The organism is Microcystis sp. M53603_WE2 (assembly GCF_030065435.1).
This window is the reverse complement of the sequence record NZ_JASJFF010000591.1, coordinates 1-4,819: the sequence shown is the minus strand read 5'-3', so window position 1 is coordinate 4,819 and position 4,819 is coordinate 1. Positions and strand designations below refer to the sequence as shown.

The following is a 4,819-nucleotide window of genomic DNA, read 5'->3' as shown; positions in this document are numbered from 1 at the left end:
GATAATTTGCAGATTTTCTCGAATAGAAGCCCAAAAACTCTTGGATTTGTCCTTATTAATTTCTTGCTCTTGCATTATTGCCCAGATGATGGTTGATGTAACTTAGCTTTCGCTTGCTGCCAGAAAACTGTTAATTCCTCTAGTGTATAGTCATGGAGAGGCTTTTCTGCCACAGATTCCACTAGGGAAAAACGTTGAATAAAACGCAGATTAGTCTCTTGTAAAGCGATACTGGGATCTAAATCATACCAGCGAGCAAGATTGACAATAGTAAAGAGTAAATCGCCTAATTCGGCCTGTTGATGCTCTTTATCGCCCGATTCTAGGGACTCTTGCCATTCTGCTAACTCTTCGCCAAATTTTTCCCAGACTCCTGCGATATTTTCCCATTCAAAACCGACTCGCGCTGCTTGCCGAGAAATTTTCATCGCTCCCATCAAGGGTGGTAAAGTTTGGGCATAACGGGTTAATTTGCCGCTAATAGTCGGGTCATTTTTTTCCTCAGCTTTGATTTTCTCCCAATTTTGACGCACCTGTTCGGGATTTTCTAGGGATAGCTCCCCAAAAACGTGGGGATGACGACGAATTAATTTATCGGTGATGCCTCTAGCCACTTCTTCTAGGCTAAAATTACCCTCATCGCTGGCAATTTGGGCTTGTAAAACCACCTGTAGCAGTAAATCGCCTAATTCCTCGGCAATGGCAGTTTTATCACCGCTTTTAATCGCCGCTACCACCTCATAAGCTTCTTCGATAACGTAGGGAATTAGGGTTTCCGGGGTTTGAGCTAAATCCCAAGGACAGCCGCTTTCTGGATCTCGTAAACGGGCAACAACGCTGATTAAATGGTTTAATGCCTCTAAGATGGCCTTGTAGCGGGGATTGTCGGTTTCTGGAAGGCTAGACATCGATTTTTTCCGGTTTTCTCGCCCATTATACCGGTTAGTTATCAGTTATCAGTGATCAGTGATCAGTGATCAGTTATCAGTTATCAGTGATCAGTGATCAGTGATCAGTGATCAGTTATCAGTTATCAGTTATCAGTTATCAGTTATCAAAAGCTCCCATCTCCTTGTCTTCTAACATTCAGTTACAGCCTTTCTGATAAGCTGTTAAGCATTTCAATTGCTTGTTGAGACGAGGCAAGAGGCAAGAGGCAAGAGGCAACAGTAAAGGGATTGGGGGAGATTCGGCTAATCTTAAGAATAAGTGCTTTAAATGCGTCTTAGCTTAATAGATGAAGTTTAACCTAATTTGAGCGAAGACCTACGCCCCATTATTCAGATAACTGCTTGGCTCTCTTATTCTTTGTGTGATCAGTTTAACTTATATAGTAGTGATCGATCTCTGTGTCCTTTGTGTCTGGAGTGGTTCCCATTCCACTCACTTGCCCGCAAAACTGTATCTTAGAATACATTTTACCCACCAAACCAGGGAGAGCCACTGCTTTAGTTCAATAATGATGAAAAAACCCGGTAAAACCGGGTTGCACTAGCTTGGAATCTGTATAGTCAACCGATAAAGCAGTTGAAAACTTAAATAAATCTAAATAGAAAAAAGGTAAGTAATTCCACTGTAAGAAAATCAGATTTAATGAATCATCCCGCAAGTTAGGGGACAAGAAGCATAAACAGCTTGATGAGAAGTTTTTGCCTCACCGTGTAACCAGTGCAACCAGCTAACTTCATGGGGATGAACACCTTTTGCTGCTAACAAAGCGGCACTAATTAGGATAGCCAAAATGTTAATACCAATAATCATTCCCGCCACTAAAAGCACGGAACTAACCGGTAAAACCGACTGTAAGATAATCGCCGACAATGCCCCCACTGTCATCATTAATACTACTAAAGGAAATCCCACTACTAATAAACAGACAGTGAGGACGAAACTCCAGAGAAGAAAGCTTTTTAGCATTGCTAAAGAAACGTGGCCCCAGTTATTTCTTGCGGTTAATTGCATCTTCCTGACCTCTTACAAACTTGGTGGTCTAACTTTTCTGCACGTCGGCTCAAAGTTGATGAGAACCAGTATAGGGAAAACACCGAAGAAGATGAGCTATTCGCAATATAAATTTACAATCATCGCTGATCATCTATGTTATATGTATCGAACTATTACAAAAATCGCCAAGAGGTATCGAAAACTTTACAATCGGTTTCCCTTGATCCCCAATCTAGTTTCCTACTGAAATCCTTGATCCCCGTCGATAATCCTTTCTTGTCTCCCTGTCCTCAGATTTTTCCGCGTCTCCTTGTAACAAATATTTACAAGTACCTCTAGAATTCTCAGAAAATAAGTGGACGACAGTAACCAGTAATCAGTCACCAGCAATCAGTAAACTGAAAACTCGCATTTGTCACAGAATTGACATCTGGCTGTTATAGTCCTGACAAATGAGAGTTATATGCTAAAGTTAATCCAGCAAAGGAATAAATTATTTCCCCTAGCCCAGCTTTCCTCAAGCTTCCCACACAGGGCCTAGGGGAAGTTTATTTTTCTGCCATGGAGGAAAACCGCTACCCGGCCCGAAAAGAAAATTTTTCTAGAACTTGACAAGCCTTGACAGCAGGGAAGACAGTCAGGCAGACTAACCTCAAAAGGTTTTTGGGGCGAAAATATAGTTTCTTGCCTTTCTGTCTCCCTAAACACGGTCTTAGCTCTGATGGCGAGCATAATCATCCTGAAAACGGACTATATCATCCTCTCCTAAATATTCCCCATTCTGCACTTCGATTAATACCAATTTGATCACCCCGGGGTTTTCCAGACGGTGAGCCGTACACTGCGGCACATAAGTGGACTGATTGGCTCCGAGAATTTCTTCGTTATCTCCACAGGTGACTTTTGCCGTTCCCGAAACCACAATCCAGTGTTCACTGCGATGGTAGTGCATCTGTAAACTGAGACGATGACCCGGATTCACTTCAATTCGCTTGATTTTATAACCAAGACCTTCTTCTAGAGTGGTGAAAGAACCCCAAGGTCTAAATTCTGTTGCTGCCGATTCTACGGTCGAAATAAGCTGAAATGGTGCCACATCTTGAGATGCGATCATTATATTATGTCTCCATTGCTAGGTCTGATCTTAGTCCAAGATAGCAGCAAAAACCCTAGATGGCATCTAAATCAGTGATCAGTAAACAGTAAACTGAAAACTCACATCTGATCACTGATCACTAATTCACTCTTCGTCGGTGTTGAGAATACGGGGAACCCGGAAATAATCCCCTTCTGGAGCCGGCGATTCCTGCACTAAGACCTCGTGATCGGGATAAAGTCTATTACCATCGGCGCGAGTGATATTTTGAATTTCGATCGCTCGCGTGGTGGGTGGCACATTTTCCGTGTCTAATTCGCTTAACTGCTCGAAATAATCCAGTATCCCGCTTAATTGCAGCGCAAATTGTTCTTCTTCGCTGCTATTAATCTCTAAACGGGCTAAATGGGCGATTTTTTCAACTGTAGCTCGATCGATCATGGGAGAAATGGGGTTAGGGGTGTGGGGTGTGGGGTGTGGGGTGTGACCCCCCAACCCCCCCCGACATCGGGGGGGTGTGGGGTGTGGGGTGTAGGGAGAAATGGGGTTAGGGGTGTGGGGTGTGGGGTGTGGGGAGAATAAAAAAAAATAATCTGCTGCCTCCTGTCTCCTAACTCCTGACTCCTAACTCCTGACTCCTGTCTCCTGTCTCCTCAATTTAGAAGAAAACATCAATTTCCGATCGCCCGGTGATTTTCAGCCAGTTTTGGGCTTCAATGTAGTTATTGGGGGCTAATCGGATGGCTTGTTTCCAGTATTCTGCCGCTTTGTCGTAGAGTGCTGCTGCTTCGGCCTGTTGACCGTCTTCTCTGGCTTTTTCCCCTTGAAAATGGTAAATAACGGCGATATTATTCAAAGCGGAGGGCATCCTGGGATTAAGTTGGATAGCTTCTTCGTAGTATTCTAAGGCCTTCTCATGCTCGCCGTTACTAGCGTGGATAATGCCGATATTGTAGAGGATATAACTGCGATCGTTAGGATCCTCTTCTAATGTTAAAGCTTCATAGTAATTATCGAGGGCCTCGGCATATTCGCCGTCAGCTTGAGCAGACATCCCATCGCGGTAATAAACAAAGGCTTCCTTGGCTTTTTTATTGGCGGGGAGTATCTTTAAAATGATATCCGCCATGACGGTAAAAGATTTATCAATAAAATTATCGTTACGTTGAGTGCGTGGCATAGTTAGGACGGGTAAGCGATCGAAATGACTATTTACTTTTATAGCACTCGCGAGAAACCCTATGGTTGTTTTTCTAATTTTTCTGGCCACGGTTTCGATTTAAGAGGGTGTTTGGTGGCCCACCAGCGAACATTATTTTCAAGCACAGAAATTCCCTCAACATCCCTATTCAGAAGCGATTCGACTGGCAGCCACTCCCCAGCAAGCGGCAACTATGGGGCGCACTAATTTTTATCCCTTGCGTCCCGATTGGGAAAATATCAAAGAGGAAATCATGTATCGAGGTGTATTAAGAAAGTTGACAATTCCTGGCAATATTCGCCAAATTATGCTATGCACAGGCGACAGTTTATTAGTAGAAAATTCGCCGATCGATTATTATTGGGGCTGTGGTGCTGATGGTAGCGGCAAAAACCGTTTAGGCCATATTCTTATGGAAGTGAGGCAGGTTTTCCGGCTGATTGGCTAGGATAGAAACTGGCTATCATTGACAGGAATTAAGAGCATGAGACAGAAGCTGACGAGTTTTCTAGGATTAATCACCCTGGCATCTGTGCTGACAGGGCAACAAGCGATCGCATCTACTGTAACTCTAGAAG

The 4,819-nt window shown here is 43.5% G+C and carries 6 protein-coding genes and 2 pseudogenes; 2 read left to right on the top strand and 6 right to left on the bottom strand.

The annotated features are described in order from the left end of the window. Positions 1 to 75 (bottom strand): annotated as a pseudogene (locus PX481_RS12495) (signal peptidase I); the annotation flags it as partial. Further along, the gene (gene mazG / locus PX481_RS12490) at positions 75 to 908 is read right to left on the bottom strand and encodes a nucleoside triphosphate pyrophosphohydrolase (RefSeq protein ID WP_288094671.1); all 834 of its coding nucleotides are present in this window, start codon (positions 906 to 908) and stop codon (positions 75 to 77) included. The gene mazG and the pseudogene PX481_RS12495, both read right to left, overlap by 1 nt. A gap of 404 nt (positions 909 to 1,312) precedes the next feature. Here mazG and PX481_RS12485 point away from each other — a divergent pair, with 404 nt between their 5' ends. Further along, positions 1,313 to 1,495 carry a hypothetical protein gene (locus PX481_RS12485; protein WP_071825054.1) on the top strand — a complete coding sequence of 61 codons (183 nt, stop codon included), beginning with the start codon at positions 1,313 to 1,315 and terminating at the stop codon, positions 1,493 to 1,495. Between the two features lie 95 nt (positions 1,496 to 1,590). On the opposite strand, the gene PX481_RS12480 is transcribed toward PX481_RS12485, so the two are convergent. From PX481_RS12480 to PX481_RS12465, 4 genes are all read right to left on the bottom strand, one after another. Next, positions 1,591 to 1,962 (bottom strand): hypothetical protein, encoded by a 372-nt coding sequence (locus tag PX481_RS12480; RefSeq protein WP_002760125.1) that lies wholly within the window; start codon positions 1,960 to 1,962, stop codon positions 1,591 to 1,593. A 694-nt stretch (positions 1,963 to 2,656) separates the two neighbouring features. Then, positions 2,657 to 3,058 carry a phosphomannose isomerase type II C-terminal cupin domain gene (locus PX481_RS12475; protein ID WP_287169945.1) on the bottom strand — a complete coding sequence of 134 codons (402 nt, stop codon included), beginning with the start codon at positions 3,056 to 3,058 and terminating at the stop codon, positions 2,657 to 2,659. A 126-nt stretch (positions 3,059 to 3,184) separates the two neighbouring features. Beyond that, a complete protein-coding gene (gene gatC, locus PX481_RS12470; RefSeq protein ID WP_288094672.1) occupies positions 3,185 to 3,481 on the bottom strand; it encodes an Asp-tRNA(Asn)/Glu-tRNA(Gln) amidotransferase subunit GatC in 297 nt (98 codons plus the stop codon). A gap of 217 nt (positions 3,482 to 3,698) precedes the next feature. Further along, complete coding sequence (locus PX481_RS12465) at positions 3,699 to 4,220, bottom strand: photosystem I assembly protein Ycf3 (RefSeq protein WP_190356647.1); 522 nt, start codon at positions 4,218 to 4,220, stop codon at positions 3,699 to 3,701. Positions 4,221 to 4,386: 166 nt separating this feature from the next. Here PX481_RS12465 and ybiA point away from each other — a divergent pair. Continuing rightward, a pseudogene (gene ybiA / locus PX481_RS12460) lies at positions 4,387 to 4,689 on the top strand (riboflavin biosynthesis intermediates N-glycosidase); the annotation flags it as partial. Positions 4,690 to 4,819 lie beyond the last annotated feature (130 nt).